At 63.1% G+C, this 25,275-nt stretch carries 24 protein-coding genes and 1 tRNA gene; 10 read left to right on the top strand and 15 right to left on the bottom strand.

All coding sequences use genetic code 11. From position 1 onward, the window contains the following. Nucleotides 1-10 precede the first annotated feature (10 nt). Complete coding sequence (locus tag RQH62_RS23065; RefSeq protein WP_311270990.1) at nt 11-649, bottom strand: carbonic anhydrase; 639 nt, start codon at nt 647-649, stop codon at nt 11-13. Between the two features lie 9 nt (nt 650-658). Between RQH62_RS23065 and lipA the strand changes: the two genes are divergently transcribed. Further along, the gene (gene lipA, locus RQH62_RS23060; protein ID WP_311270989.1) at nt 659-1,672 is read left to right on the top strand and encodes a lipoyl synthase; all 1,014 of its coding nucleotides are present in this window, start codon (nt 659-661) and stop codon (nt 1,670-1,672) included. Nucleotides 1,673-1,679: 7 nt separating this feature from the next. Continuing rightward, the gene (locus RQH62_RS23055; RefSeq protein WP_311270988.1) at nt 1,680-2,153 is read left to right on the top strand and encodes a type II toxin-antitoxin system RatA family toxin; all 474 of its coding nucleotides are present in this window, start codon (nt 1,680-1,682) and stop codon (nt 2,151-2,153) included. Here RQH62_RS23055 and RQH62_RS23050 read toward each other — a convergent pair. Then, nucleotides 2,102-2,617 carry a CinA family protein gene (locus tag RQH62_RS23050; protein WP_311270987.1) on the bottom strand — a complete coding sequence of 172 codons (516 nt, stop codon included), beginning with the start codon at nt 2,615-2,617 and terminating at the stop codon, nt 2,102-2,104. The two genes, RQH62_RS23055 and RQH62_RS23050, sit on opposite strands and share 52 nt — an antisense overlap. Nucleotides 2,618-2,621: 4 nt before the next feature. Further along, on the bottom strand, nt 2,622-3,803 hold the full coding sequence (locus RQH62_RS23045) for a bifunctional 2-C-methyl-D-erythritol 4-phosphate cytidylyltransferase/2-C-methyl-D-erythritol 2,4-cyclodiphosphate synthase (RefSeq protein ID WP_311270986.1): 1,182 nt from the start codon (nt 3,801-3,803) through the stop codon (nt 2,622-2,624). A gap of 100 nt (nt 3,804-3,903) precedes the next feature. Between RQH62_RS23045 and dusB the strand changes: the two genes are divergently transcribed. The 7 genes from dusB (at nt 3,904) to hflX (ending at nt 13,388) form a co-directional block, all read left to right on the top strand. Next, nucleotides 3,904-4,941 (top strand): tRNA dihydrouridine synthase DusB, encoded by a 1,038-nt coding sequence (gene dusB / locus RQH62_RS23040; RefSeq protein WP_311270985.1) that lies wholly within the window; start codon nt 3,904-3,906, stop codon nt 4,939-4,941. After that, the gene (locus RQH62_RS23035) at nt 4,938-6,047 is read left to right on the top strand and encodes an ATP-binding protein (RefSeq protein ID WP_311270984.1); all 1,110 of its coding nucleotides are present in this window, start codon (nt 4,938-4,940) and stop codon (nt 6,045-6,047) included. The genes dusB and RQH62_RS23035 overlap by 4 nt, the downstream gene beginning before the upstream one ends. After that, nucleotides 6,047-7,492 carry a nitrogen regulation protein NR(I) gene (gene ntrC, locus RQH62_RS23030; RefSeq protein WP_311270983.1) on the top strand — a complete coding sequence of 482 codons (1,446 nt, stop codon included), beginning with the start codon at nt 6,047-6,049 and terminating at the stop codon, nt 7,490-7,492. Before RQH62_RS23035 ends, ntrC begins: the two co-directional genes overlap by 1 nt. Before the next feature lie 135 nt (nt 7,493-7,627). After that, nucleotides 7,628-9,883, top strand: coding sequence for an ATP-binding protein (locus RQH62_RS23025; protein ID WP_311270982.1), 2,256 nt, complete (start codon nt 7,628-7,630; stop codon nt 9,881-9,883). After that, a complete protein-coding gene (locus tag RQH62_RS23020) occupies nt 9,873-11,243 on the top strand; it encodes a sigma-54 dependent transcriptional regulator (protein WP_311270981.1) in 1,371 nt (456 codons plus the stop codon). Before RQH62_RS23025 ends, RQH62_RS23020 begins: the two co-directional genes overlap by 11 nt. Before the next feature lie 172 nt (nt 11,244-11,415). Next, nucleotides 11,416-11,910, top strand: coding sequence for an RNA chaperone Hfq (gene hfq / locus RQH62_RS23015; RefSeq protein WP_120250149.1), 495 nt, complete (start codon nt 11,416-11,418; stop codon nt 11,908-11,910). A gap of 143 nt (nt 11,911-12,053) precedes the next feature. After that, nucleotides 12,054-13,388, top strand: a complete 1,335-nt coding sequence (hflX, locus tag RQH62_RS23010; protein ID WP_311270980.1) for a GTPase HflX — start codon at nt 12,054-12,056, stop codon at nt 13,386-13,388. A gap of 26 nt (nt 13,389-13,414) precedes the next feature. Here the strand turns inward: hflX and RQH62_RS23005 are convergent, their stop codons facing one another. From RQH62_RS23005 to RQH62_RS22950, 12 genes are all read right to left on the bottom strand, one after another. Further along, nucleotides 13,415-13,948 carry a tetratricopeptide repeat protein gene (locus RQH62_RS23005; protein WP_311270979.1) on the bottom strand — a complete coding sequence of 178 codons (534 nt, stop codon included), beginning with the start codon at nt 13,946-13,948 and terminating at the stop codon, nt 13,415-13,417. Nucleotides 13,949-14,070: 122 nt separating this feature from the next. Then, nucleotides 14,071-14,850, bottom strand: coding sequence for a nucleoside triphosphate pyrophosphohydrolase (mazG, locus tag RQH62_RS23000; RefSeq protein WP_311270978.1), 780 nt, complete (start codon nt 14,848-14,850; stop codon nt 14,071-14,073). 169 nt (nt 14,851-15,019) lie between these two features. Next, the gene (locus RQH62_RS22995) at nt 15,020-16,315 is read right to left on the bottom strand and encodes an MFS transporter (RefSeq protein ID WP_311270977.1); all 1,296 of its coding nucleotides are present in this window, start codon (nt 16,313-16,315) and stop codon (nt 15,020-15,022) included. Next, nucleotides 16,312-16,941, bottom strand: coding sequence for a TIGR02281 family clan AA aspartic protease (locus tag RQH62_RS22990; protein WP_311270976.1), 630 nt, complete (start codon nt 16,939-16,941; stop codon nt 16,312-16,314). Before RQH62_RS22990 ends, RQH62_RS22995 begins: the two co-directional genes overlap by 4 nt. Next, nucleotides 16,942-17,733 carry an MBL fold metallo-hydrolase gene (locus tag RQH62_RS22985; RefSeq protein ID WP_311270975.1) on the bottom strand — a complete coding sequence of 264 codons (792 nt, stop codon included), beginning with the start codon at nt 17,731-17,733 and terminating at the stop codon, nt 16,942-16,944. It abuts the gene before it with no gap. Beyond that, nucleotides 17,730-18,503, bottom strand: coding sequence for a TatD family hydrolase (locus RQH62_RS22980; RefSeq protein WP_311270974.1), 774 nt, complete (start codon nt 18,501-18,503; stop codon nt 17,730-17,732). The genes RQH62_RS22985 and RQH62_RS22980 overlap by 4 nt, the downstream gene beginning before the upstream one ends. A 3-nt stretch (nt 18,504-18,506) precedes the next feature. After that, nucleotides 18,507-20,069 carry a methionine--tRNA ligase gene (metG, locus tag RQH62_RS22975; RefSeq protein WP_311270973.1) on the bottom strand — a complete coding sequence of 521 codons (1,563 nt, stop codon included), beginning with the start codon at nt 20,067-20,069 and terminating at the stop codon, nt 18,507-18,509. A gap of 42 nt (nt 20,070-20,111) precedes the next feature. Then, on the bottom strand, nt 20,112-21,083 hold the full coding sequence (locus RQH62_RS22970; RefSeq protein WP_311270972.1) for an AAA family ATPase: 972 nt from the start codon (nt 21,081-21,083) through the stop codon (nt 20,112-20,114). Next, the gene (tmk, locus tag RQH62_RS22965; protein ID WP_311270971.1) at nt 21,080-21,706 is read right to left on the bottom strand and encodes a dTMP kinase; all 627 of its coding nucleotides are present in this window, start codon (nt 21,704-21,706) and stop codon (nt 21,080-21,082) included. Before tmk ends, RQH62_RS22970 begins: the two co-directional genes overlap by 4 nt. Next, nucleotides 21,703-22,866, bottom strand: coding sequence for a D-alanyl-D-alanine carboxypeptidase family protein (locus RQH62_RS22960; RefSeq protein WP_311270970.1), 1,164 nt, complete (start codon nt 22,864-22,866; stop codon nt 21,703-21,705). The genes tmk and RQH62_RS22960 overlap by 4 nt, the downstream gene beginning before the upstream one ends. A gap of 48 nt (nt 22,867-22,914) precedes the next feature. Further along, on the bottom strand, nt 22,915-23,904 hold the full coding sequence (locus tag RQH62_RS22955) for a septal ring lytic transglycosylase RlpA family protein (RefSeq protein WP_405053587.1): 990 nt from the start codon (nt 23,902-23,904) through the stop codon (nt 22,915-22,917). Then, nucleotides 23,888-24,937, bottom strand: coding sequence for a lytic murein transglycosylase (locus RQH62_RS22950; protein ID WP_311270969.1), 1,050 nt, complete (start codon nt 24,935-24,937; stop codon nt 23,888-23,890). Before RQH62_RS22950 ends, RQH62_RS22955 begins: the two co-directional genes overlap by 17 nt. A gap of 132 nt (nt 24,938-25,069) precedes the next feature. Between RQH62_RS22950 and RQH62_RS22945 the strand changes: the two genes are divergently transcribed. Then, nucleotides 25,070-25,159: transfer RNA gene (locus tag RQH62_RS22945), tRNA-Ser, on the top strand. Nucleotides 25,160-25,275 lie beyond the last annotated feature (116 nt).

Here is a 25,275-nt window from a genome sequence, read left to right as displayed (position 1 = left end):
GCGATCTCCCTTATGCGGGCGCGAAGGCGCCGCTGGCCTCGTCCAGCAGATGCAACTGCCCGTCCGAAATGGCGAAGAAACTGCCGACCAGTTTCAACTCGCCGCTCTTCTCCTTGGCGCGGACGCAAGGGAAGCTGCGCAGGTTGGCAAGGCTGACCTTGACGCCTTCCTGTTCCATGGCGCGCTCGACATCCCGGTCGCGCTGCTCGCCATATTGCTCGACCACGACGTCACGCGCCCCGTCCAGCAACTCGATCCAGTTATGGATGAACCCACCTTCGCCCGGAGGCGCGTCCTTCAGATCCTGACTGAGAGCCGCCTTGCAACCCCCGCATTTACCATGACCCATGACGACGATTTCGCCGACCTTGAGCACCTGCACGGCAAATTCCAGCGCTGCCGACACGCCATGCCAGCCCGGATTGGTTTCGAATGGCGGCACCAGTGCGGCCACGTTGCGCACGACGAAAATCTCGCCGGGGCTGGTGTCGAAAATCTGCGCCGGATCGACTCGGCTGTCGGAGCAGGCGATCACCATGACCCTGGGGCTTTGCCCTTCGTTCAGTTCGTCCCATCGCTCCCGCTGCTGGCTCCAGCCGGTGGTGCGGAAGCGGCGATAGCCGGTGATCATGTCTGCAAAGTCGGTCATGGGGCGCAGATGTGCCGCACAAAGACAGGACTGGCAAGAGCGGCCCGGCATCGCTATCTGGGGCGCATGAACGACATCAGCCCGATCCCCGTGCCCGAAAAGTCCGCCAACAATCCAGAGCGCGTTCGCAAGCCTGACTGGATTCGCGTCAAGGCGCCGACCAGCAAGGGCTATAATGAAACCCGCCAGCTGATGCGCGACAAGAAACTGGCGACGGTGTGCGAGGAAGCGGCCTGTCCGAACATCGGCGAATGTTGGACGAAAAAGCACGCCACGGTGATGATCCTGGGCGATGTCTGCACTCGCGCCTGTGCCTTCTGCAACGTCAAGACCGGCATGCCGCGCAAGGTCGATCCCAATGAGCCGCAGAATCTGGCCGATGCCTGCGCCGAAATGGGGCTGGAACATATCGTCATCACCTCGGTTGACCGCGACGACCTGCCCGATGGTGGCGCCTCGCAATTCGTGAAGGTGATCGAGGCGCTGCGCCGCACGACGCCCAACACGACGATCGAGATCCTGACGCCGGACTTCCGCAACAAGCATGAGCGCGCGGTCGAAATGATCGTCACGGCCCGCCCTGACGTCTATAATCACAATTTGGAGACGGTGCCGCGCCTCTATCCGACCATCCGCCCCGGTGCGCGCTATTATGCGTCGCTGCGCCTGCTCGAATCGGTCAAGCGGCTGGACCCGTCCATCTTCACCAAGTCGGGCATCATGCTGGGTCTGGGCGAAGAGCGTCTGGAAGTGCATCAGGTGATGGACGATATGCGCTCGGCCGACATCGATTTCCTGACCATGGGCCAATATCTTCAGCCCACGCCCAAACATGCCAAGGTGATGGAATTCGTCACCCCGGCGGCGTTCAACGCCTACGCGGCGATCGCGCGGGCCAAGGGCTTCCTTCAGGTGGCGTCCAGCCCGCTGACGCGCTCCAGCTATCATGCCGGCAAGGATTTTGCCGAAATGAAGGCGGCGCGCGACGCGAAGCTCGCCAAGGCGGCGCTGGCCAAGGCCTGATCGCTCCATGCCCAGGCATCAGGAAACGCGCCGGCTGCCCTACACGCCGACGCAGATGTTCGATCTGGTGTCGGACGTCGCCGCCTATCCGCAATTTCTGCCGTGGATCAGCGCCATTCGCGTCCGATCCGACAGCGAGACGGAAATGGTCGCGGACATGATCGTGGGATTCAAGGGGGTGAAGGAGAGCTTCACGTCCCGTGTGCACAAGCATCGCCCGGATCATGTCCGGGTCGATTATCTCGACGGGCCGCTCAAGCATCTCCACAATGAGTGGGCCTTCCGCGACGACGGGCAGGGCGGCGTGCTGGTGGATTTCGAAGTCGAGTTCGAATTCAAGAACCGGCTGTTCGAAATGCTGGCCGGCCAGTTTTTCGACAAGGCGCTGCGCAAGATGATCGGCGCGTTCGAGGCCCGCGCCGCGGACCTCTATGCCGGTGATTCGGGCAGCAGCAGTTCCAGCGCGCACAGCGCCGCCTGAAGGCGGACGCCGCCCCGGCCATTATCCTCGAAATGGTGCATGTCGGCTACGACCTTGTCTGGGCTGGCGCCGCGTTCGGCGCGGGCGAAGACGACGGTACCGACCGGCTTCTGCTCGCTGCCGCCGCCCGGCCCGGCAATACCGGTGATGGCGACCGCGACATGGGAATGGCTTTTCTTCAGCGCGCCCTGCGCCATGGCCCAGGCAGTGGCGATCGAGACGGCGCCGAATGTGTCGAGCACATCATGCGAAACTTTTAGAAGCTCGGCCTTCATATCATTGGAATAGGTAATGAATCCGGCGTCGAAAACGTCGGATGAACCGGCAATTTCGGTAAGCGCGGCGGACACAAGGCCTCCGGTGCAGCTTTCCGCCACCGCGATCGTGCGCCCGGCGCGCCGATTGGCGATGATGACCTTTTCGGCGAGTTCGACCAACTGGGCCGGCAGGATCGTATCTGGCATGAGGTCAGGATAGCGCGGGAAGGGACAGGGTGGCAACCGCCTGTGCGGCGATGCCTTCGCGCCGGCCGGCAAAGCCCAGCCGCTCGGTGGTGGTCGCCTTCACGCTCACCCGGTCGATCGGCACGGCCAATATCGCCGCGATCCGCGTGCGCATGGCGTCGCGATGCGGGCCGATCTTGGGCGCCTCACAGATGATGGTCAGGTCGATATGCTCGATCACGCCATCGCGTGCAGTCACCCGATCGCGGGCATAAACGAGGAAGCGGTCCGACGACGCCCCGCGCCACTGCGTATCGGACGGCGGGAAATGGCTACCGATATCGCCCTCCGCCAGCGCGCCCAGCATCGCATCGACAATGGCATGCAGAGCGACGTCGGCATCGCTATGCCCGGCCAGCCCCCGATCATGCGGCACCAATATGCCGCCCAGCCACAATTCCTCATTGGGGGCGAGGCGGTGGACGTCATAGCCCATGCCGACGCGGGTGCTGCGCGGTATGGCAAGCGCCGCCTCGGCACGGGCGAAATCCTGCGGATAGGTCAATTTCTCAAGCCTTTCATCGCCTTGCACCAAAGTGACGTCATGGCCCCAGGCCCTCAATATCTGTGCGTCGTCGGTCGCCTCGCGGCTATCATCCCATGCACGGTGTGCCGCCAATATGGCGTCGAAGCGGAACGCCTGCGGTGTCTGCACGCGGTGCAAGGCTTCCCGATCCACACCCTCGCCCATGATCGCGCCATCGCCACGTACCAGCGTATCGGTGACGGGCAGGGCAGGGATGGCCCCCATCGCGTTATCCAGCGCACCAAGCAACCGGTCGATCACCGTTCCGGGCAGGAAGGGGCGGGCAGCGTCGTGGATCAGCACGATGTCCGCCCCACCTGTGGCTGAGATCGTTTCCAATCCTGCGCGCACCGATCCTCGCCGGCTGTCGGCCCCGGTAACGAACGTCGCAATCCGATCGCCCAGCAGCGCGCGCGCCTGCGCCTCCTGCCCTTCGCCCAGCACGATATGGATCGCGTCAATCCCGCCATGCGCCGCCAGCGCGTCATAGGCATGGGCCAGCACGGACTTGCCGGCCACCATGCGAAACTGCTTGGGAATCTCGCCGCCCGCCCGGCTGCCCCTGCCGGCTGCGACGATCAGGGCCACGATCTTGCTATGGGATGTCATGCAAGCGCGCATAGCGGGTCGCGCGACAGGCCGAAAGGGGGACCGGCTTGCCGGCCGACCCATTTTCCGCTAAGGGCTGCCTGTTTTTTAGGCAGTATTTCGAAACAAGATCATGCGCAAACTTGCTCCCATCTCCATCGGTCCGGTGACCATCGATATGCCGGTCGTGCTGGCGCCGATGACCGGTGTCACCGACATGCCCTTCCGCACGCTGGTCCGCCGCTATGGCTCGGGCCTCAACGTGACGGAAATGATCGCATCGGCGGCGATGATCCGCGAGACGCGCCAGTCGCTGCAAAAGGCGGCCTGGCATCCGCTGGAAGAGCCGGTGTCGATGCAACTGGCCGGCTGTTCGCCCACGGAAATGGCCGATGCAGCCAAGCTGAACGCCGATCGCGGCGCGGCCATCATCGACATCAATATGGGCTGCCCGGTGAAGAAGGTCGTCAATGGCGACGCGGGCAGCGCGCTGATGCGCGACCTGCCGCTGGCCGCCTCGCTCATCAAGGCGACGGTGGAGGCGGTCGACGTGCCCGTCACCGTGAAGATGCGCATGGGGTGGGATCATTCGAGCCTCAACGCCCCCGAACTCGCCCATATCGCCGAGGATCTGGGCGCCAAGCTCATCACCGTCCATGGTCGCACCCGCAACCAGATGTACAAGGGGTCGGCCGACTGGGCCTTTGTCCGCACGGTCAAGGACGCGGTCAAGCTGCCCGTGATCGTCAATGGCGACATCTGCTCGATCGAAGATGCCGATACCGCGCTGGAACAGAGTGGCGCAGACGGCGTGATGATCGGCCGCGGCGCCTATGGTCGTCCCTGGTTGATCGGTCAGGTCATGGCCTGGCTGACCGACGGCACGCGCGTTCCCGATCCCTCGCTGGAAGAGCAATATCGTGTGATCGTAGAGCATTATCACGCGATGCTGGAACATTATGACAGGCATACCGGCGTCAATATGGCGCGCAAGCATATCGGCTGGTACACCAGGGGCCTGACTGGTTCGGCCGAGTTCCGCAACGCCGTGAACCAGCAGCCCGACGCCGATGTGGTGCTGGACATGCTGGCCCGCTTCTACGAACCGCTGATCGCCAGCGGCCTGGATGCCGAAGCCCTGCGCGCGGCCGCTTTGCGCAAGGCTGCATGACGAACCTGCTGACGTCCGTTCCATCGCTGCGCATGCAGCAGGACGGGCCTTCGCTGACCGAACAGATGACGGCGCTTCCGGTCGCGACGCTGCTGGTGCGGCCGGACAATCATATCGCCGAAGCCAATGTGCGGGCCGAAACCCTGCTCAACATGGCGCGATCGGCGATCATCGGCAGCGACGTGGCGCGCACCATCCGCATTGCGGAGGCGGGCGCGCGCTTCGACATCTGGCACAGCAACAAGCCGATCGCGGCCTATGACATCAAGGTCCATGCCGGTCGCACCGCCGAGATGGAGGTGGACCTGATGATCTCGCCGATCGTCGATCATGATGGCTGGCGGGTCGTGTCGCTCCATGCCCAGAGCCAGGCGCGCAAGATCGGCCATCGTGGGTCCGCCGGCGGCGCGCGTTCGGCCATGGGCGCTGCGGCGATCCTGGCACATGAAATCAAGAACCCGCTGTCGGGCATACGTGGCGCCGCGCAACTTCTGGAATCCAGCCATGGTGGCCGCGATGCCGCGTTGACCCAGTTGATCTGCAACGAGGTGGACCGGATCGCCGCGCTGATCGACCGCATGCAGGATTTCACCACTGACCGGACTCTGGAATGTCATGCCGGGAATATCTACCCGCTGATCGACCGGGCGGCCGGTATTGCTGCAGCTGGATTTGCAAAAAATATAAAGATCATAAAACATTATGATCCATCCTTGCCATTCGCCAACATCAATGATGATGCGCTGGTTCAGGTAATGATAAACCTGCTCAAGAATGCGGCAGAAGCACTTGAATATATTGATAAGCCATGCATCAGAGTGGAAACGGCCTTCCGCCATGGCGTGTCTGTCGTGGTCGGCGGCGGCAAGGGCAGTGCTGTGCTGCCGATCGAAATCCTCGTTATCGACAATGGACCCGGCGTGCCCGAACATATTCTCGACCATCTGTTCAACCCCTTCATCACCGGCAAGCGCGACGGGCAGGGGTTGGGTCTTGCCCTCGTGGACAAGCTGGTTCGCGATATGAGCGGCTTCGTCCAATATTCGCGCGATACCGAGGCGGGCGAATCGACTTTCCGCATCCTCCTGCCGATGAGCATGGGCTGATGGCTGCGACCGGCACCATATTGGTCGTGGATGACGATCCCGCCATCTGCGTCGTCGTGGGGGAAGCGCTGCGGCGGCAGGGGCATAAGGTGAAGACCGCGGCCTCGATCCGTGAGCGCAGCGCGTTGATGGACAGCTTTGCGCCCGATATCCTGATCACTGATGTGATGTTGCCGGACGGCGACGGGCTGGATGGCGTGGCGGATATCATCGCCGGGCGCCCCGACCTTAACGTCATCATCCTGTCAGCGCAGAACACGCTCAACACCGCAATCCGCGCCACGGAAAAGGGCGCGTTCGAATATCTGCCCAAGCCCTTCGACCTCAACGAACTGACCCGCGCCGTGTCCGACGCGCTCGGTACGCGACAAAGTCCGGAAGAACAGGCGGGTGAACCCGGCCTGCCGCACGATGGTCTGCCGCTGGTCGGCCGATCGCCGGCGATGCAGGAAGTGTACCGCACCATCGCCCGTGTCCTGTCCAACGACCTGTCCATCCTGGTGCTGGGCGAATCGGGGACCGGCAAGGAACTGGTCGCCGAAGCGATCCACAGCCTGGGCCAGCGCCGCACCAAGCCCTTCATCGCGATCAACATGGCCGCGATCCCGCGCGAACTGATCGAGGCGGAACTGTTCGGCTATGAAAAGGGCGCCTTCACCGGCGCCCATGCCCGTACCGCCGGCAAGTTCGAGCAGGCGCAGGGCGGCACGCTCTTTCTCGACGAAATCGGCGACATGCCGATGGAAGCACAGACTCGCCTGTTGCGCGTGCTGCAATCGGGCGAAGTGACGACGGTCGGCGGGTCGAAGCCGGTGCGGGTCAATGTCCGCATTATCGCCGCGACCAACAAGGATCTGCCCCTGCTGATCGAGGATGGCCGCTTCCGCCAGGATCTCTATTATCGCCTCAATGTGGTGCCCATCGCACTGCCGGCACTGCGCGAACGGCGGGAGGATGTGATCCTGCTCGCCCGTCATTTCATGGAACGCGCCGCGCAGGAAGGCCTGCCGCGCAAGGCGCTGGCCGATGACGCGGCGCAACTGCTGATGGCCTATCACTGGCCGGGCAATGTGCGCGAACTGCAAAATCTGATGCAGCGCTTGTCTGTGCTCAGTCGCGAGAACATCATCACGGCGGAGATTTTGCGCCACATGCTGCCGCTGGACGCGGTACCGGCCGATCATGCCGCGCCCGCCGACCAGCTAGCCCATGCCGTGCGCGAATGGGCCAGGCGACAATTGGGCGTCGGCCTGGCCCAGCCCAACCGTGCCTTGCATGATGATCTGCTGGCCGTGGTCGAACCGATCCTGTTGCAGGAAGTGCTCTCCAGCGTGGACGGCAACCAGATTCGCGCGGCCGGCCTGCTTGGCATCAACCGCAATACGCTGCGCAAGAAACTGACCGACTATGGATTGGACCCAATGCAGTTGCGCCTCAACGATTGATCGGGATCAGGTGGACTTTCCATCCGCTGGTCAATCCTTTGCCGGGACGAACCGACGGTCTGCGTCGACCAGCGACAGGGTTTTAATCAAATACTGTGTTTGAACGGGCACGGTCCTTGTTGTAACAAAGCCACGATGAATGGCGCGACGACATTGCCCAAGCGGGCATCGGCATGGCGGAGGCAATTGCCGGCCTTCCTGCGTCACGGGCGTCTGGCAGCGATGGTCGAAGGCTTCACCCTGGCCCTGTTCCTGGGCATGGCCGGCCTGACCTATTATATGCTCTCGGGCAGCGGCCAGTCTTACACGCTGCTGACCCCGCCGATCGTGGCGCTGCTGCTGGTGGCCAATCTGGTCCCGGCGATCGCGCTGTTGATGCTATTGGGACGGCGCGTGGCCAAGCGGCGGGCGGCCCAGTCTGCCATCGGCAGCGACGGCCAGTTGCACGTTCGCCTCGTCGCGATCTTCTCGATCGTCGCCAGCGTGCCGATGCTGCTGGTCGTGATCTTCGCCTCTTTGTTGTTCCAATATGGCGTGCAATTCTGGTTTTCGGACAGTGCGCGCAACATGCTCCAGAATGCGAGCGATCTGGCGCGCGGCTATTATGAGCAGAATTTGCGCGAAGTCGGCGACGAAACCGTCACCATGTCGAGCGACCTGCGCAAGGAATTGCTGGATTCGCAGGTCAACAGCCCGCGTTTCGCCGAATATCTCCTTTATCAGGTGGTTGGACGGAAACTCAGCCGTGCCGCGATCATCGAACTGGGCAAGGACGGCATTGCCCGAACCGCCGCCACCGTCGACCCGGAAAACCGCCCAGCTGCCGACAAGCTGACGCCCGAAGTCGTCAAGCGGCTGGGCGAGGGGGAGACGATCGTCGTCCAGACCCGCAATAACCAGATCGACGCGGTGACTTTGCTGTACCCCGGCTCCAAAGTCTATCTCTACGCCTCGCGCAATGCGGACAGTTCATCCTTCTCCAATGTGGCGCGGGCCCAAAAGGTGCTGTCGGATTACGACCTGTTTGCCGCCCAGTCCCGCGCACTCCAGTTGCGCTTCAACATCGCGCTGTTCGTGGGATCGCTGCTGCTGGTGGGTATCGCCGTCTATATCGCGCTGGCGGTGGCGGACTGGATGGTGCGGCCGGTCAACGAACTGGTGACGGCCGCGCGGCGGATCACCGCGGGCGACCTGTCGGCGCGCGTCACCGGCCCCAAGTCGCGCGACGAGATCGGCACACTGGCGGCCGCCTTCAACCGCATGACGCAAAGGCTGGAGGCGCAAACCGGCGCGCTGGTCGCGGCCAACAGCCAGTTGGACGAACGCCGCGCCTTTATCGAGGCGATCCTGTCCGGCGTTAGCGCGGGTGTGCTGTCGGTCGATTTCGACGGCGTGGTGCAGTTGCTCAACAGTTCGGCGGCCGCGATCTTAGTCGATGAGGGCGACGATCCGGTCGGCCGCCCCTTGCTCAAGGTGTCGCCCGAACTGGCCGAGTTTATCGCGTCGGAGGACAGTGCCGGTATCGTGCAGGTCCGCGCGCATGGCGATCTGCGCACGCTGGCGGTCAAGCGTTCGCAGGACGCGTCGCGCCACATCCTGACCTTCGACGATATCACCCAGCAACTGTCCGACCAGCGCCGCGCCGCCTGGTCCGACGTCGCTCGCCGCATCGCGCATGAGATCAAGAACCCGCTGACCCCGATCCAACTGGCGGCCGAGCGGTTGCAGCGCCGCTATGCGGAAGAGGTGACGAGCGACAAGGCGACCTTCACCCGCCTGACCGGCACGATCGTGCGGCAGGTGGGCGACCTGCGGCGGATCGTCGATGAATTTTCCTCCTTTGCCCGCATGCCCAAGCCGGTGTTCCGGCGGGAGGCGGTGGGCGACATTGCCCGCCATGCCCTGTTCCTGCATGAGGTGGCGCACCCCGATATCCGCTTTGAATATGAAGCGGACCTGCCCGATCTGGACATGGTATGCGATCGCCGCCAGCTTGGTCAGGCCTTGACGAACATCGTCAAGAATGCCGTCGAATCCATTGAACAAAAACCGGTTTCCGAAAATGCTGGCCCGCACGGCCATGTGCGCATGGCGCTTGGTCAATCGGGCGAAGACATCATCATTACCGTCCGGGACGACGGCATTGGGTTGCCGCCCGAACGTGACCGGATATTGGAACCTTATATGACGACGCGGACCAAGGGCACGGGCCTTGGCCTCGCCATCGTCAAGAAGATTGTCGAAGAGCATCTGGGTGAGATCCGCTTCGACGATGCACAGGGGGGAGGCGCATGCGTGACATTGCGCTTCGCCGCAGGGGCGCTCGAAAAAATGGAAGAGGGGCAGGTTATTGCCCTCCCAAAAGGAAAAGTGACGGCCAATGGCGCTTGATATTCTGATTGTCGACGATGAAGAGGACATTCGCGATCTGGTCGCGGGCGTGCTGGAAGATGAAGGGTTCACGACGCGGACCGCCGCCAACAGCGACAGCGCGATCGAGGCGCTGGACAACCGGCGTCCTTCTCTGGTCCTGCTCGACGTCTGGTTGCAGGGCTCCCGCATGGATGGCCTCGAATTGCTGGATGAAATCAAGCGCCGCGATCCCACCGTGCCGGTGCTGATGATCTCCGGCCATGGCAATATCGACACGGCGGTGGCCGCGATCCGTAAGGGCGCGGCCGACTTCATCGAAAAACCGTTCGAGGCCGATCGCCTGCTCCACCTCGTCAGTCGCGCAACGGAAACGGAACGACTGCGGCGGGAAAATCAGGTGCTGCGCGCGCGCTTCGGCCAGGATGACGAGCTGACCGGCACATCGGCATCGATCAACGGCGTCCGCGCCACGATCAAGAAGGTGGCCGGCACTGGCAGTCGCGTCCTCATTTCCGGCCCCGCCGGCGTCGGCAAGGAAGTCGCTGCGCGTATGCTCCACAGCTGGAGCGGTCGGGCCGATTCGCCCTTCATTATCGTCGCCGCCGCGCGCATGGACCCGGACCGGGTCGAAGAGGAACTGTTCGGCGTCGAAGACCCGAGCGGCCTCGTCCGTCCCGGCTTTCTGGAGCAGTCGCATGGCGGCACGCTCTATCTGGACGAAATTGCCGACATGCCACTGACGACGCAGGGCAAGATCCTGCGCGTCCTGACCGATCAGAGTTTCACCCGCGTTGGTGGCCAGCGACAGGTGAAGGTCGATGTCCGCGTCATCTCCTCGACCGCGCTCAACCTGGCGAGCGAGATTGAGGAGCGGCGTTTCCGCGAAGATCTTTTCTACCGTCTCAACGTCGTGCCGCTCGCCATTCCGCCGCTGTCCGAACGGCGCGATGATATCCCGCCGCTGGTGGAACATTATCTCGCCCGTTTCGCTGCCGAGCGTCGCGTGCCGCCGCCCGAAATCGCCAGCGACGCCATGGCCGCGTTGCAGGCGAACGAATGGCCGGGCAATGTGCGCCAGTTGCGCAATGTGATCGAGCGTACGATGATCCTGGCGCCGGGCGACCGGATCGGCAGGATCGAACTGGATATGCTGCCCGCCGAACTGACCAGCGGTGGCGGCGGGGAGGGGATGGGCCAGTCCGCGATCATGGGCGCCCCGCTGCGGGAAGCGCGCGAGAGTTTCGAGCGCGAATATCTGCGTATCCAGATTCGCCGCTTTTCCGGCAATATTTCGCGCACGGCGACGTTCATCGGCATGGAACGCTCCGCGCTGCACCGCAAACTCAAGCTGCTCGGCATTACCGAAGGCAAGGATTGAGCTGATCCGGGAAGGGGTATCCAATCGATTGCCGAACTTTTGCCAAAGCGCATCTGCGGCATGGACGCCCCTTCGCAATTGCGATAAGATCGCACCCGCGTCCGACAGGCGGGCGCAAGCAAGACATCCTGCTTAGGATGCGAGAGCGGGTAACGTCCCGCCAAGAAAAGGACTGGCGACGACCATGGCCGACAAAGTAAACAACCTTCAGGATATTTTCCTCAACAGCCTGCGCAAGAGCAAGACCCCGGTGACCATGTTCCTGGTCAAGGGCGTGAAGTTGCAGGGCATCATCACCTGGTTCGACAATTTTTCTGTGCTGCTGCGCCGCGATGGCCAGTCGCAGCTGGTCTATAAGCATGCCATTTCCACGGTCATGCCGGCCGCGTCGATGGACCTGACGGACCTGCGCAAGGCCAGCGACGGCAATGGCAAGTCTAAGCTGTTGCAGGAAATCTTCCTGTCGGCCGTCCGCAAGTCGGGCAGCCCGGTGACGATGTTCCTGGTGAACGGCGTGATGCTCCAGGGTGAAATCGCCGCCTTCGATCTGTTCTGCATGCTGCTCGAACGCGACGGCATGGTGCAACTTGTCTATAAACATGCCATTTCGACGGTTCAGCCGCTCCATGCGCTCGACCTGACCGGCGAAAACGAACAGGACGACTGATCCGGCTTGCCGGTTCGTTCCACACCACCGTTTGCCCTGAGCCTGTCGAAGGGCGCCGTCATCGGCGCGTGCTTCGACAAGGCTCAGGACGAAGGGGGTCGGGAATAAGTGGACCTCTGGCAATCCCGGTGCTTTAAGCCGCCATGGCCATATTCAACCGCGACTCCGATGACGAAGTGGCGCGCGGCGCGCGCGCTGTCGTCGTCCATGCCGAAACCCACAATGCCGACCGCCGGGACAGCGATGCCCGGCTGGAGGAAGCGCGCGGTCTGGCCCTTGCCATCGGCATCGACGTGCGCGCCGCGCAGGCCTTCCGTGTCCGTGATCGCAAGCCGGCGACCCTGTTCGGCAGCGGTCAGGTGGACCAGATCGCCACACTCGCGCGGCAGGAAGAGGCCGAACTCATCATCGTCGACAACAGCCTGTCGCCGGTGCAGCAAAGCAATCTCGAAAAGGCGTGCGAGGCCAAGGTCATCGACCGGACCGGCCTGATCCTCGAAATCTTCGGCGAACGGGCGGCCACCAATGAAGGCCGCTTGCAGGTCGAACTCGCCCATCTGGATTATCAGGCCGGCCGTCTTGTCCGCAGTTGGACCCATCTTGAGCGGCAACGCGGCGGTTTCGGCTTCCTCGGTGGTCCGGGCGAAACCCAGATTGAGGCGGACAGGCGCATGATCCGCGATCGCATGGCAAAAATCCGCCGCGAACTGGATCAGGTCACGCGCACCCGCGGCCTCCATCGCGCCCGGCGCCAGCGCGCACCCTGGCCGGTGATCGCGCTGGTCGGCTATACCAATGCCGGAAAATCGACGCTTTTCAATCGCATGACCGGCGCCACCGTCATGGCGGAAGATCTGCTCTTCGCCACGCTCGATCCCACCATGCGCCAGATCGCACTGCCGGGTCTGGACAAGGCAATCCTGTCCGACACCGTTGGTTTCGTATCCGACCTTCCGACCCAGTTGATCGCTGCCTTCCGCGCGACGCTGGAGGAAGTGCTGTCGGCCGACCTCATCGTCCATGTCCGTGATATCGCCCATCCCGATAGCGAGGCGCAGCGCGACGATGTGCTGGATGTGCTGGGCGAACTCGGCGTCGCGGGCGAAGCGGCGCTGGATCGCGGGGAAGGGGAGCCGGAACCGCCGCCGATCCTGGAGGCGTGGAACAAGCTGGACCTGCTGAGCGACGAGGATGCCGCGATTGCGCACGAAACGGCCGCGCGCCGCGACGATGTCGTCATTCTCTCGGCCCTGACGGGCGAGGGGGTGGATCTGCTCCAGCGCACGATCAGCGACCGGATGACGCGCGGGGCAAAGGTCTATGGCCTGCGCATCCCGGTATCGGACGGTGCCACGCTGGCTTGGCTGCACGAACATGGCGAAGTATTATCGACCATGGTCGAAGGCGAGGAAAGCCGTATCGACGTACGCCTGTCTGACGCCGCGTTCGCCCGCTATTCCAAGCGGACGAAGGGGTAGGGCGGCCGTCAGCGCCCCATCTTCGATCAGATAAGCGCCTTTTCCACGACGCCGATGGCCTGGTTCAGCGACTTGGCGCGATCGCAACTAATCCCGCATTTGTCCTGCTGGGAACGCAGCTTGTCGAGGATATTCTGCGCGGCATCGCGGTTGCCCAGGCGGATTTCGGCAATCGCAAGGCCGGACATGGCACCCGGATAACCGTTGCGCCCTTGATAGAGGCTCTGTTCAAAATAGCGCCGCGCCGCCTCTGCATCGCCCATGCCCAGCTTCGCCGCGCCTTTCAGAAAGCGAACCTGCTTGCTGCTGGTACGGCCCACCAATGTCGTCAGCAGGCGATCGGCCTCGGCATATTGGCCAGCCGCTATCAGATTCTGCGCACGGCCAATGTCGGTATTGCGCGCGAAGGCACTGGAAAATTCCGTCGGCGCATAACCGGTGATCGGGCCAGCCGGCGACGATGTAATGCCGAAATGAATACCAGAGATGCCATGTACATTCTGGGCCTGCGCAGGGGCAGCAACGGCACAGCAGAGGGGAAGAAGGACAGTCAGTCGCATTTCACGCTCCTTCGTCTTCATCGATAAGACGAAAAATCTATGCTCTTCGCAACATCTTGTCAAATATCAGTTTCAATTCCGAACCTTGTCTGCTTCATGTCTCGGTTGCGGATATCAAAGCTTCAGATCGACTTCTCTCTTCGCTTGGCGCGCTGCCAAAGGGCTTCCTTGGCATCGAGCGAGAGAGCGTTGAATTCGCTCCCGGCCATATCCTCCATCGATCGGAACCGGCGATCAAATTTACCATTGGCCTTTCTTAGAGCCACTTCCGGATCGACTTTCAAATAGCGCGCAAGGTTGACCACGGAAAACAGCAGGTCGCCGACTTCCTCTTCGCGCTCATCCTGCGTGGCGGCGTTTCGTACCTCGTCCAGTTCCTCGACGATCTTTTCGATGACGCCTCCTGTATCGGGCCACTCGAAACCCGTCCGTGCGGCCCGCTTCTGCAATTTCTCGGCACGCAGCAGCGCGGGCAGGGCAGTCGCCACGCCGGCCAGCGCGCTCGGGTCGGGATCTTTCTCCGCCCGCTCGGCAGCCTTGATCGCTTCCCATTGCGCATGGCCATCTTCACGACGCGCACCTTCGCCAAAGACATGGGGATGGCGCCGGACCATTTTCTGCGTGATGGCGTCGATCACATCCTGTAGCGCGAAATGCCCGGCCTGTTCCGCCATGCGGCTGTGGAACGCGACCTGAAGCAGAAGGTCGCCCAGTTCGTCGCGCAACGCATCCATGTCGTTGCGCTCGACTGCATCGGCAACCTCATAGGCTTCCTCGATCGTATAGGGCACGATCGACGCGAAATCCTGCTCGATATCCCATGGGCAACCGGTTTCGGGATCACGCAACCGCGCCATGACGTCGGCAAGCGGCATGATGTTGGCGGGACTGGCTTTTGACATGAGGTGCTGATCTTTGCTCAAATTGACGGGCTAGCGATAGGGACTGTGCTGCGCTCTGGCCAGCCTGCATGATTGCGGCTTACATAAGTTCGATAATATATATTATGTTAAATATCTCCATATCCCACCATCGCAAACACCTGTCCAACTCGCTGTCGCATGGAACGCGTCAGTCCTCCCGGATCTGACTGTGTTTTGCGGTATCACGCATCTTTACATAAACCGTCAGGGATATGGCGATCATCACCGTGACATAGATGTAGAATGCCTGTTCCATGCCGGCCTGCTTGAACCAGAGTGCCACGAACTCGGCCGTCCCGCCGAACAAGGTATTGGCCAGCGCATAAGGCAGCGCCACGCCCAGCGCCCGGATATGCGCCGGAAACAGCTCCGCCTTCACGACGGCGTTGATCGACGTATAGCCAGTCACGATCACCAGCCCGGCCATCACCAGCAGTCCGGCGACGATTGGATCCCTGGTCACCGCCAGCGTGGCAAAGATCGGATAGGTGCACAGTACGCCCATCACGCCAAAGCCGATCATCAGCGGCTTGCGCCCGATCCTGTCGGACAGCGCGCCGGCCAATGGCTGAAGCAGCATGAAGATGAACAGCGTGGCAGCATTGATCTGAGATGCGACCTCGCGGCTCAACCCGCTGGTATTCACCAGGAATTTCTGCATGTAGATGCTGTAGGCATAGAAAGCGATCGTGCCGCCCGCCGTGAGCAGCATCACCGTTAGAGTCTCGCGCGGATGATTGGTGATCAACTCGACAAAGCCCGATTTGGGTGCGCCCTGCGCCTTGGCCACCGTGAAGCTCTGCGTTTCGGCCAGCCCACGCCGCAACCAGAAGACGATGACCGCCAGCATCCCGCCGATGAAGAACGGTATCCGCCAGCCCCAGCTATCCAGTTGCGCCTCGCTCAGCGTTGCCTGCAACAGAAGCAACACGCAGATCGCCACCAACTGCCCGGCGATCAGCGTCACATATTGGAAGCTGGAAAAGAAACCCCGCCGGTTCTTCCCTGCCATTTCCGATAGATAGGTCGCGCTGGCACCATATTCACCGCCGATCGACAGCCCCTGCATCAGTCGGGCCAGCACCAGCAGCAACGGCGCAGCGACCCCGATAGTCTCATAACCCGGCGTCACCGCGATCAGCAGCGATCCCGCGCACATCAGCGCCACCGACAGCGTCAGGCCGCTCTTGCGCCCATGGCGATCGGCATAGACGCCCATCAGCCACGCCCCGATCGGCCGCATCAGGAAACCCACGGCGAAGATGCCCGCAGCGCTCAGCAGTTGCGCGGTGCGATCCTCGCTCGGGAAAAAATGCGGCGCGAAATAAAGGGTGAAGGCGGCATAGGCATACCAGTCATACCATTCGACCAGATTGCCGGTCGATCCGCCGATAATAGCCTTCAGCCGCTGTGCCTGCGTCGGCGCGCCCATCCCGCCGCTCATGGCTTCAGCACCATGGCGCCATCCTGGACGCCCCAGCTTTTCAGCCGTGAAAGCATGTTCATGCCGATGACATTGACCTCTCCAAAAGCGGGCGAGACGACGACGGGCAGGTCGCTCGCCGAAATGGGACCGATGGACAGGGTGGCGATGCTGGACCGCTTCGCCTCCACCTTGCCATTGGCGGTGGTCATGATGACATTGGGCTCACCCACATCATAGTTCAGGCCGGCCGCACGCGCCGTATTTTCGGACAGGGCGGTGACGGTCGCGCCGCTGTCGATCAGGAAACGGGCGGGCGTCCCGTTGATCGTCGCCTCCACCCAATAATGGCCATCCGGCGCGACGGGGATGTGCAATGCCTGCCCTTCCGCCTGCGCGCGCGGCAGAGCGGCGGGCGCTTCGTCCGGGGCGACTGCACTCCCCTCCTCCGCCCAGCGACCCGTCAGGAAACCCTGGCTTTGGCCGAATTTGAACAGGCCCAGCAGGCCGGCGAAGATCGCGACCCACAGCAAAGCCATGCGCAGCAGGCTGCCCCAGGCCATTTGCCGCCCGATCAGCGCAGACCCGACCAATATGATCGCCAGCACATACCAGATGGTCGATGCCGCCTGATCCGTGCCGTCCATTCAGGCCCCCTGCTCTTTCATGCCCAATTCTATCACCATATTATCATAGCCCGGCTCCACACCCTTGGGGAGGGTGCGAAGCAGCGTCGCATAATCCATGCTCTGATCCATATGGGTCAGGATGGCGCGTTCGGGCCGGGTCGCGGCGATGCCGTCCAGCGTCAGCGCCAGATGGGGATGGGTCGGGTGCGGCTTTTCTCGCAGTGCGTCCACCACCCAGACGTCGAGCCCGTCATAGAGCGCCAGCATATCCGGCGTCAGCGCATGGAAATCCGTGGCATAGCCGATCGACCGGCCGCCATGAGTGAAGCGGAAACCGGTCGAATAAATCTCGCCATGCGGCTGGTCGACGCAGGCAATGTCGATATCGCCGATGCGCAGCCCATCGGGCAGGATATGGGCGTCGATCGTGGGGTGATAGCCGTTGCGCCCCTCGAACGCATAGGCAAAGCGCTGGCTCAGCAGCTTGAGCGTCTGCGCCCGCGCATAGCCGGGCACGGGTGTGCGGCGGTGGTGGAACAGTTGGCGGACATCATCGATGCCATGGCTGTGGTCGGCATGGTCGTGCGTCCACAGGATCGCGTCGATCTGAATGACGTCCGCCGCCAGCAACTGCGCGCGCATGTCCGGCGATGTGTCGACCAGGATGCGGGTCGCCGGGCTTTCTACCAATATGGACACGCGGGTGCGCCGGTTCTTCGGCTCTACGGGATCGCAGTCGCCCCAGTCATTGCCGATCCGGGGTACACCCGAGGAGGTGCCGCTGCCCAGGATCGTCAGCTTCAGGCTCATGCGACCTTCGAGAAGAGCGTGCGGAAATTGGCGGACGTCGCCGCCGCGAGTTGCTCGATGCTCTCGCCACGCAGATTGGCCAGGAATTTGGCCGTATCGGCAACATAGGCGGGCTCGCACGACTTGCCGCGATGCGGGACCGGCGCCAGGAAGGGCGAGTCCGTTTCCACCAGCAGCCGGTCGAGCGGCAGTCGCGCCGCCGTTTCCTGCAAATCCTTCGCGCTCTTGAACGTCACGATGCCCGAAATGCTGATGTAGAAGCCCAGATCCATCGCCGCATCGGCAAAGGCCCCGCTGGCGGTGAAGCAATGGATGACGCCGCTATATGGCCCCGTCTCCATCTCCTCCCGCATGATACGCAGCGTATCCTCCTCCGCATCGCGAGTATGAACGATGATCGGCAGGCCGGCTTCGCGGCAAGCGGCGATATGGGACCGGAAGCTCTTCTGCTGCCGTTCGCGGTCGCTATGGTCGTAATAATAATCGAGGCCGGTTTCGCCGATGCCCACGACGCGGGGATGCGCCGCCCGCTCGACCAGCTTGGCGGTATCGACATGGGGATGCTCGTCCGCTTCATGCGGATGGATACCCACCGTCGCCCACACGTCGGCTTCGCGCACGGCGGTGTCCAGCACATCATCCCACTCGCTTTCGCGGGTGGCGATGTTGAGCATCAGGTCGACGCCCGCCGCGCGCGACCGTTCCAGTACATTGGCCTGATCCTCGATCAAGCCTTTGTAATTCAGGTGGCAATGGCTGTCGATCAGCATGGATCAGCCTTCCGCCTCGGTTAGTTCCAGACGCGGGAAGAGCGGCTTGGGCGCGCCGAGGATGAAGCCCGACGCGCGCAGATCGGCGTAGAAGCTGCTGGCGATGACGTCATAGCCGCGCGTGTCCGCCGCAATCCCCATCTGGTCGAGCAAGGCGGTGGCGCTGGCCGGAATGACCGGCTGGATCATGATGGCCAGGCTGGCGATCGCTTCATAAAGCGTAGCCAGCACCGCTTCCATCCGTGTCGGATCGGTCTTGCGCAATGCCCATGGCGCCTGCGCGTCGATATAGGCATTGCAGGCAAAGACGGCGCGCATCCACGCCTCGATCGCGACCGACGGGGCCAGATCGGCCATGGCGGTCTGGAAGGTCTGCGCGGCATCGGCGATGCTTTTCAGCAATTCGCTGTCGACATCCTGCGCTGCGGCTTCGGGCAGTCGGCCTTCCAGATTCTTGGCGATGAAGCTCAGCGTCCGCTGCGCCAGATTGCCGAAACTGTTGGCCAGATCGCTGTTCGACCGCGCGACGATCGCTTCCGCGCTATAGCTGCCGTCATTGCCGAAGGTCACTTCGGACAGCAGGAAATAGCGCAACTGATCCACGCCGAAGCGATCGGCCAGTTCCATCGGATCGGCGACATTGCCGACCGACTTCGACATCTTCTCGCCCCGGTTCAGCAGGAAGCCGTGACCGAAGACCTGCTTGGGCAAAGGCAGCTTCGCGCTCATCAGGAAGGCCGGCCAGTAAACCGTATGAAAACGCACGATATCCTTGCCGATAATGTGCGTGATGTCGCCACCCTCGGCCCAGTAGCGCGCCATCCGCTCCGCATCGTCGGGATAGCCGCAGCCGGTCAGATAGTTGGTGAGCGCATCGACCCACACATACATGACATGACCTTCCGCGCCCGGCACCTTCACGCCCCAGTCGAAGCTGGTGCGCGAGACGCTGAGGTCAGAGAGGCCGCCCTCGACGAACCGCATGATCTCGTTGCGGCGGCTGTCGGGCTGGATGAAGTCAGGCTGGCTTTCATAGAGCGCCAGCAGCCGGTCCTGATAGGCCGACAGGCGGAAGAACCAGCTTTCCTCGACCGTCCATTCGACGGGTGTACCCTGCGGCGAGAGTTTGGCTCCCCCTTCCCCCTCGACGATTTCCTTTTCGTCGTAAAAGGCTTCGTCGCGGACTGAATACCAGCCTTCGTAGCGGCCGAGATACAGGTCGCCATTGGCCTCCATCGCCTGCCAGATCGCCTGGCTGGCGGCATGATGATCTGGCTCGCTGGTGCGGATGAAACGATCATGGCTGATATCCAGCCTCTCGTTCATCTGCTTGAAATAGCCGGCCATTTCATCGGCCAGTTCACGCGGCTCGATCCCCCGGTTACGCGCGGTCTGGGCCATTTTCAGCCCATGTTCGTCGGTACCGGTCTGAAAGAAGACGTCGCGGCCCATCATCCGCTGGAACCGGGCGACCGCATCGGTAGCGATCACCTCATAGGCATGGCCAATATGCGGGCGGCCGTTGGGATAGGAAATGGCGGTGGTGACGGTGAAGGGCTTGGACATGGCGCCATCCCTAGCGACTGTTATGGATGGCGCAAAGTCGCTTTATGCGCGTGACGGCGCAAGCGCCGCGACATGACCCGCCAGTTCAAATACCACCGCTGCCGGATCGAGCGAAAGGATCACCGCTCCGCCCGCCAGATGCCGCGCCTTTTCCCAATGATCGAGCGCCAGACCCAGCGCCGGCCCCTGTTTCGTCCGCGCCGCCTGTGCGATGAAGGCGGGCGCGCGCTCCAGAAATGCCTCATAGCGCGGCTTGGCGGCCTTGAGCGCCAGCGCCTTCGCTAGCGCCAGCCGCTGGCGATTGCCCGGATCGCCCAGCGTCGCCAGACTGCTCAGCGCCTGCTCGATCTCCGACAGGTTGAGCCCGGCATAGCGCAGCGCCTGCCCCGGCGATCCCTCACCGGCACGGACCAGTGCATCCACTTCCTGTGGCGACAGCGTCTCGTCACTGGCCTTCAGCACCGCGCGCATCGTTACAGAATCCAGCGGATCGAAGCGCAGCGTGCGGCAGCGCGACCGGATCGTCGGCAACAACCGGCCCGGCGCATGGCTGACCAACAGGAAGATCATATCCGCTGGCGGCTCCTCCAGCGTCTTAAGCAACGCATTGGCTGCCCCCCGCTCCAGATCGTCGGCACTATCGACCACAACCACCCGGCGCTGCGACAGCGACGGAGCCGACTGGGTCAGCCGTGCAAGCCCGCGTATCTGGTCAACGCTGATATTGCGGGCGGTGCCGGTTTCCTTCTCCAGCGGCGCGAGTTCGGCATAATCGGGATGGGCGCCGGCCTCGATCAAATGGCGGATCGGATGGCTTTCGGGAACGAACAGCCCCTCTTCCTCGATCGCTGGCCCGGCGGCATCGGCCAGCAATCGCAGCGCGAGTGCCCGCGCAAAGCTGGCCTTGCCGATGCCTTTCGGCCCGGCCAATATCCAGCCATGGTGCATCCGCCCGCTGCGCGCCGCCATGGTCAGCGTGCGCGTCTGGTCCTCATGTCCCAGCAATATGGTCATGGTAGCAGGTCTTGGATCGCGTCCAGCAGCCGCACCGTCACCACCTCGGCCGGGCCGGAGGCATCGACGCCATGGACACGGTCGCTTTCCTCCTGAGCGAAGCGGGTGAAGGCATCGGCAACGGCGCGATGGAAATCGCTCGCCCGCCCACCGATCCGGTCGGTCGTGTCACCATCCCGCTCCCGCGCCCGGTCGCTCGCTTCCGCTTCGGGCAGCGTCAGCAACAATGTGCGATCCGGCAGGAAGCCCGCGCTGCCGATCCGGTGCAGCGCCAATATATCTCCGTCGGTCAGGTCGCCCTGCCCCTGATAGGCCCGGCTCGAATCGAGGAAACGATCGGACAGCACCCAGGCGCCCCTCTCCAGCGCCGGCCGGATCGTCTTTTCGATATGGTCCGCCCGCGCCGCCGCAAACAGCAAGGCTTCGGCGCGGGGACTCCACCGATCGGCGCCACCGGTCAGCAGCAGGGCGCGGATCGCCTCCGCCCCCTCGCTCCCGCCCGGTTCGCGCGTCTCGACCACGTCCAGCCCGCGCGCACGCAATGCCGCTGCCAGTGCGCGAAGTTGCGTGGATTTGCCCGCGCCTTCGCCGCCTTCCAGCGTAATAAAACGTCCTTGCGTCAAGCGAACAACGACTTCAGGCCATTCCACAGACGGCCGAAAACACCCGCTTCGGCAACATCTTCACCCGCGACCAGCGGCATGATCTGTGGCGGGGTGTCGGGGGTCTGAACGATCAACTGGGCGATCTGCTGGCCCTTGGCGATCGGCGCCTTGATCGGGCCGGTATAGACGACCTTCACCTGCACATTGGCCGATGCCGTGCGCGGCAGGGTGACGGCCAGATTTTGCGGCGCCACCAGCGATACACTCGTCGCACTGCCCAACTGAACGGCGGCCATCTCGACCGCCTGCCCCTTCTTGAACAAAGGCTGGGCCTTCCACGCCTTGAAGCCCCAGTCCATGAAGCGGACGGATTCGCTGATGCGACCATTGAAGCTGGTTAGCCCCGCAACCACCATGACAAGGCGGCGTCCATCCTGTTCGGCCGATCCGGTAAAGCCGAAGCCGGCCTCTTCGGTATGGCCGGTCTTCAGGCCATCGGCGCCGGGAATCTTGCCCAGGATCGGGTTGCGGTTCGCCTGCGCGATATCCGACCCGCCCATGGTTTTGCCCCAGGTGAAGGACCGGGTGGCGTAGAAACGCTTGTAGAGGTCAGGCGTCTCCACGATCGTCGCTTCGGCCAGTCTGGCCAGATCCTCGGCCGTGACATAGGTGACGCCTTTGTCCGGCCAGCCATTGCTGGTGCCGAAATGGCTGTTCTTCAGACCAAGCCGCTTGGCTTCCTCGTTCATCAGCGCGACGAACGCCTGCTCAGTCCCGGCAATCCCCTCCGCCAGCACGACGCAGGCGTCATTGCCGGACAGGGTGACGATACCGTGCAGCAGATTTTCGACCGACACCTGCTCGCCGACCGACAGGAACATGGTCGATCCGGCCTGCGGGCCGTGCCACTGTTTCCAGGTTTCGGGGCGGACCGTGAATTTGGTGTCGAGCTTCAACTCGCCCTTTTGGATCAGGCGGAAGGCTACGTGCGCCGTCATCATCTTGGCCAGCGAAGCCGGCGGCATCCGGGTTTCGCCCCCCTTGTCGTATAGCACCGCGCCGGAAGACAAGTCCTTCATATAAGCGATCGGCGCTTCGCTGGTATAGGGCGGCGCGGCCGCGATCAGCGGCTGGGCCAGCAGCCCGGCGGCGAGGAGGACTGCAACGCTTTTCTTCATCGGAAACTGCCTTCGACTAGGATGGAATCGCTCATGCACATGCGATCTCTATCGCGCGTCATTAGCCATGATGCGGGCATTCTCAAAGCCTTTGGCGGCGGCTTGCGCGGCTTGTTGCGAGGGATAGGGGCCAAGGCGCACGCGCCACAGCCCGTTGCCGGCTTCGGAACGGGCGCCGATGCTCTTCGCCAATGCCTCGGCCCGCGCCTGCGATGAGAAGGCGCCGACCTGCACGACATAGCCGCCGGTGCGCGGTGCGGCCGGTACGGGAGCCTGGGGCTGCGGCGCTTTGGGCGCTGGCTTGGCGGGTTGGGCGGCGATGCGGGGCGGCGGCGGTGCTTGATCGAAATCGGCACCGGGCCTGCTCGTGGTGGCCGGCCGGGCAACGGCAATAATAGGTTTGGACTTCGCCGACACGGGCGTCCTGACGGGGGCCACTGCCACGCTACGAATGGCGGGCAGCTTGGTCCGCAGCACGCGCAGCAGCGCCGCCGGCGTCTCCAGTCGCTCGGCCGCCCGCCCCTGCCCGCGCAGCGCCGCGCGTTCCTGTTCGGGTGGACTGACCCGGCGCACGCGCACCGGAACCACGGGCTGCCCGCTCACGCCCAGTTGCGATGCCGCGCCCGGCGACAGCGCGATCAACTGGTCGCCCCGCATCGGCCCGCGATCATTGACGCGCACCAAAATCGTGCGTCCGCTGTCCAGCGCCGTCACCTCGACATAGCTGGGCAAGGGCAAGGTCTTGTGCGCGGCCGTGATCGCGGCTGGCATAAACGCCTCGCCATTGGCGGTTGCGCCACCCTGACTGCCATCCACGCTTTCGCCGGCATAGCCGACCTCGTCATAGGAAATCGGATCAGCCGGTGTGTAGGTGACGCCTCCCACGGCATAAGGCGCGTCCAGCGTCGCCGGCACATCGCTGACCATGGCTCCTGCCGAGGCCACGCCAGCCCGTTGCGGCTGCGCTGCACCCGCACCGCCATCAACCAGTGCCAGCATCACGGCTGCGACGAACAGCCCCTTATTGTTTGACAGCATCCGCCAGCAATCCCACCGACAAGGCATAGAAATTGGAGCAATTATAATCCAGGATCGCCCGATAATTGCTGGTCAGCAGATAGGCGGTCTTGCCCGGCCCATCGGGTTCCAGCAGCGTCGCCATGACGCCATCGGCCGGCCACACGCCGCTATTGGGGAAGAGGCCCAGCTTGCGCCACTCCGCCATAGTCAGCCAGCGGCTATGCCGGTTGAACACGCGCGGGCATCGGGCCGGCTCGGTCTTGGCAGCTACCGACGCGCGGTTGAAACTGGCCGGCACGTTGACCGCCACGCCCCAGGGCTGGCCCTTGCGCCATCCCGATTGCACGAAATAATTGGCGATGGAGGCGAGCGCGTCCGCTTCGCTGGTCCAGATATCGGCCTTCCCGTCACCATCGCCATCCTTGGCGATGCGCAGATAGACGGACGGCAGAAATTGCGGATAACCGGTCGCGCCGGCCCAGCTACCGACTAGTCGGCTGCGCGGTACGCCATTATCCAGCATCTTGAGCGTCGCCAGCAATTCCGGCTCGAACAAGGCGCGACGGCGCCCTTCATGCGACAGCGTCGCGAGCGACCGGATCAGGTCGAAATCGCCGGTATAGCTGCCATAATTGGTTTCATGGCCGTAAATGGCGACCATGATCTCCTCCGGCACGCCGGTTTCCGCTTCGATCCGGGCAAGGCGGGCCCGGTTCGCCTGATAGGCCACCCGCCCCCGGCTGATCCGGGCCGCGTCGACATGCTGGCGGCGATAAGGCTCAAAATTGGGGATGGGCGAATAGGCCCCGCCGCCCGGCTGGCTCTGATCCAGTTGCACGACGCGTGGATTGATCGTCAGCGTCGGGAAGACGCTGTCCAGCGTCGCATCGCGGATGCCCATGGCCCGCGCCTTGGGCCGCAGGCTTTCCAGATAGGCGCGGAAATCGGCACCATCCTGCGCCTGCGCAGGGGCAATCGCGACACTGCCACCGGTAATGGCAGTCAGGCCGAGCAACAAGGACAGGACGGGCGAACGCAAAGAATCCCTCATCCCCTTGTTGTTGCACAGGCAGGGCGGCAGGTGAATCCTTTATTGCGATCGCCGGTCGCTTAAGGCGATGAACCGTGCCAGTCGCGATTTTCGCTTGGCAATATCGCCCGGCACGCTAGGAAGCCCCTCAACGGAAGTGTGGCCGAGTGGTTTAAGGCAGCGGTCTTGAAAACCGCCGTGGGTTTACGCTCACCGTGGGTTCGAATCCCACCGCTTCCGCCATTTCACAATATGCAGCGATGTACAGGCGTCTACTGACCCTTGATTTTCCGTGCTTTTTGGGCAATCGTTCCTGCCATGTTCTCTATGGTCGTCTACTGGCGTCGCGTGGTGAGCAT

It is taken from the genome of Sphingobium sp. WCS2017Hpa-17 (assembly GCF_031843765.1).
Lineage (GTDB): Bacteria > Pseudomonadota > Alphaproteobacteria > Sphingomonadales > Sphingomonadaceae > Sphingobium.
The sequence above is the reverse complement of the archived record's forward strand: the minus strand, read 5'-3'. Positions and strand labels throughout refer to the sequence as shown.